General features: G+C 71.5%; 3 protein-coding genes. 1 reads left to right on the plus strand and 2 read right to left on the minus strand.

The genetic code is table 11. The features are described 5' to 3' along the window. A partial coding sequence (locus AOK24_RS40140) for an ATP-binding protein (RefSeq protein WP_240554351.1) occupies positions 1-603 on the minus strand: 603 nt, incomplete at its 3' end. A gap of 547 nt (positions 604-1,150) precedes the next feature. Here AOK24_RS40140 and cds1 point away from each other — a divergent pair. Next, positions 1,151-2,266, plus strand: a complete 1,116-nt coding sequence (gene cds1 / locus AOK24_RS40145) for an L-cysteine desulfhydrase Cds1 (RefSeq protein ID WP_055724846.1) — start codon at positions 1,151-1,153, stop codon at positions 2,264-2,266. 10 nt (positions 2,267-2,276) lie between these two features. Here cds1 and AOK24_RS40150 read toward each other — a convergent pair whose 3' ends face one another. Then, on the minus strand, positions 2,277-2,729 hold the full coding sequence (locus tag AOK24_RS40150; protein ID WP_055724847.1) for a GNAT family N-acetyltransferase: 453 nt from the start codon (positions 2,727-2,729) through the stop codon (positions 2,277-2,279). Positions 2,730-2,798 lie beyond the last annotated feature (69 nt).

Genomic DNA, 2,798 nt, shown 5'->3' on the forward strand with positions numbered 1-2,798 from the left:
GCGCTGAGGCCGGCCCGCAGGGCGGCAAGGCTCGGGATGATGGGAGCCGTGGCAGTGGAGTGAGACCGGGCGGAGCGCGCCCCTGGGCCGCCGGGAAGCCGGTGTCAGACCCGGGCCGCCGCCCGGTGCGGCGCGGCCACGGGGTGCGGGGCCGGCGGGCGGCATCACCTTCGCCGGAGGGCTCACCGGGCCCGCCGCCGACAGGGTGAACCACACGACCTTCCCGTCCTCCCCCTCCGACCGCGCCCCCCAGCTCTCGCTGACCGCCGCCACCATCGCGAGGCCCCGGCCGCAGGTGGCCAGCGCGTCGATGTCGTCGAGATCGTCAGGGCCTGTCACCACCGGCAGGCGGGGGTCGTGGTCGCGCACCGAGACGGTCAGCTGCCCGAGCAGCAGTTCCATCTCCACCACGCAGGTCTTGTCCGGCCGCGCATGCCGGTGGACGTTGGCCAGCAGCTCCGTCACACCGAGCGCGGCCCGGTCTATGAGGGGGTCCAGCTGCCAGTACCGCAAATGTGCGGTAACGATTCTGCGGACCTGGCCGATCCGCGCCGGCAGAGCTTGCAGCTCCACCGTGCAGTGCCTGTTCGGGTTGCTGATCACGCTGCGACTCCCCGACGTGAGGTCCGGAAGAACACGGAGTTCGGATCGTTTCGGCAGCGCGTCCCGCACAGCGGCCGGCTGCGTTCGTGGCCGGCGGGCTGGTTCGCAGCGTTATCGCCGGTAAACCCAGAGTGACGTGAGTTCAGAGTGGCTCAGGGGGAGCGGGGGCGCAACTTCGAGGGAAGACGAACCTCCGCGTGGCCGGAGCCCTGGTCCGCCCCGTACCCGCCCGGCCCTGTCGGTGACCGGAGTCTTCTGCCGACGCGGACGCCCGTCGCCGTGAACTCCGGCTCCGTCATGCCGCTCCGCCCCCTCGCTACCCGTGAGTGATGTCCGCCCCCCGGTGCCGTGCAGTCTGCCGCCCGGGGACGTACGGCACCAGTGCTCCGGGCGGGCCGGCGGCGCTCGCCCGGAGCACTCGCGCGAATGCGCCCCCCGAGGGTTCCTTTGGGCCGCTCAAAGGTGTGTTTATGCAGGTGGGAAGCGTGTGACAGGTGTCTATGATCGAGGCGACGGCCGCCTGAGCGAGCGTGTGAGGAGCCCCGCCGTGACCACCCCCCAGCAGACCTCGACCCTGGACGAGGACCGCAGCGACGACGCGTACCGCGCCTGGCTGAAGGACGCCGTGCGCAAGGTACAGGCGGACGCGAACCGCTCCGCCGACACGCACCTGCTCAAGTTCCCGCTCCCCGAGGACTGGGGCATCGACCTGTACCTGAAGGACGAGTCGACCCACCCCACCGGCAGCCTCAAGCACCGCCTCGCCCGCTCGCTCTTCCTGTACGGCCTGTGCAACGGCTGGGTCCGCCCGGGGCGCCCGGTCATCGAGGCGTCCAGCGGCTCCACGGCCGTGTCGGAGGCGTACTTCGCGAAGCTGATCGGCGTCCCGTTCATCGCCGTCATGCCGCGCACCACCAGCGCGGAGAAGTGCCGGCTGATCGAGTTCCACGGCGGCCGGTGCCACTACGTCGACGACCCCCGCACGATGTACGAGGAGTCCGCCCGGCTCGCCGCCGAGACCGGCGGGCACTACATGGACCAGTTCACGTACGCCGAACGCGCCACCGACTGGCGCGGCAACAACAACATCGCCGAATCCGTCTTCAGACAGCTGGAGCTGGAGCGGTTCCCCGAGCCCGCGTGGATCGTCGCGACGGCCGGTACGGGCGGCACCTCGGCGACGATCGCCCGGTACGTGCACTACATGCAGTACGACACCCGGATCTGCGTCGCCGACCCCGACAACTCCTGTTTCTACGAGGGCTGGACGACCGGCGACCCCGACGTCACCTGCGACTGCGGCTCCCGTATCGAGGGCATCGGACGGCCCCGCATGGAACCGAGCTTCGTGCCCGGCGCGATCGACCGCATGATGAAGGTCCCGGACGCCGCGAGCGTCGCCGCCGTACGCGCCCTGGAGTCGGCCATCGGGCGCAAGGCGGGCGGCTCGACGGGGACCGGGCTGTGGAGCGCGCTGAAGATCGTCGCGGAGATGGTCGCCGAGGGGCGGCAGGGGAGCGTCGTGACGCTGCTGTGCGACCCCGGGGACCGGTACCTCGACAAGTACTACTCCGACGCGTGGCTCGCGGAGCAGGGGCTGGACATCGCGCCGTACAGCGAGGTGATCGAGGCGCTGCTGGCCACGGGGAAGTGGCAGGGCTGAGGGCGGTCCGTCAGACCGGCAGCGAGTACCGCACCTTGTCCTTCCCGCGGGCTCCCAGCCGGTCGTAGAACCTCATCGCGCCGGCGTTCCACACGGGTGTCTGCCACTGCACCTCCGCGAGCCCCAGCGTCCGCGCCTCGGCGATCACGGCGTCCATCAGCCGCGGCCCGAGCCCGAGTCCGCGGTGGCCGTCGCGCAGGAACAGGCAGTCCATGTGGAGGTACTCGGTCCCCTCCCAGGTCGAGACCTCCGGTGCGCACGAGGCGTACCCGACGATCTCGCCGTCGTCCGTCCCGGCGACGAAACAGCGCAGCCTCGCGGGGGCCTCGCCGAACAGCAGACCCTCCAGCCGCCGCGCCAGATCGGCGGGCGGGGGCGCGGCCTTCTCGTACGCCGCGTGCTCGGCGGCGAGCCGTGCGACGGTGGGCAGATCGGCGGGGCGCGCATGCCGTACGAGAGTCATACGATCATGATGCACGCCCGCCCGGACCGGTGCCCTCCTCAGCGCCCCAGCGCTCCCGCCCGCCGATCT

This window comes from Streptomyces niveiscabiei (genome assembly GCF_001419795.1).
GTDB lineage: Bacteria > Actinomycetota > Actinomycetes > Streptomycetales > Streptomycetaceae > Streptomyces > Streptomyces niveiscabiei.